This is a genomic window from Mesorhizobium sp. M7A.F.Ca.US.006.04.2.1, from assembly GCF_004022915.1.
GTDB lineage: Bacteria > Pseudomonadota > Alphaproteobacteria > Rhizobiales > Rhizobiaceae > Mesorhizobium > Mesorhizobium ciceri.
Genome location: NZ_RZQA01001571.1, coordinates 1 through 573 on the forward strand (window position 1 = coordinate 1; position 573 = coordinate 573).

The following is a 573-nucleotide window of genomic DNA, read 5'->3' on the forward strand; positions in this document are numbered from 1 at the left end:
GCAGCCAGGCGGTCGAGCTCTCCGCACTTGTTCGCGCGCTGCCGCCGCCCGCGCGCGGCGACATCACCCGCACGTCGCCCAAAGTCGATGCCCCGCCGCCGGAGAAGGTGGATTTTGCGCTGTTGCCGGAATTTCAGGCCGGGGCGCCCGCCGACCTCAAATCCGCCCTCAGCGGCACCGAAAGCGTTTCGCTGGCCAAGCTGACGATCCAGGCCTCCAATCCCGAACTGTTCCAGTCGTCACGGCCACAACTGACCGAAGGCTTCGAGCCCCTGATCGGGTCGCTCGCCAAGGTGATCCTCGCCAACCAGGAGCTGATCGGAAACATCACCGTCGTCGGTCATACCGACAGCGTTCCCCTGCAAAAGACCAATCCGCTGTCGACCAACCAGCGACTGTCGGAGGCTCGCGCCCAGACGATTGCCGACATGCTGGTCCAGAACGGAGTGCCGCGGGATCGCGTCCATTCCGAGGGCCGCGCGGCCACCGATCCAGTCGCCACCGACAGCACGCGCGAGGGGCGGGCCTTGAACCGCCGCGTCGAGGTGCTTGTCGAAAAGAGGCTGTGAGATG

At 66.1% G+C, this 573-nt stretch carries 1 protein-coding gene; it reads left to right on the plus strand.

Going from position 1 to position 573, the window contains the following annotated elements; translation table 11 throughout:
* The coding region (locus EN925_RS38780; RefSeq protein ID WP_164894832.1) for an OmpA family protein at positions 1–569 on the plus strand (569 nt) is incomplete at its 5' end.
* Positions 570–573: the final 4 nt, after the last annotated feature.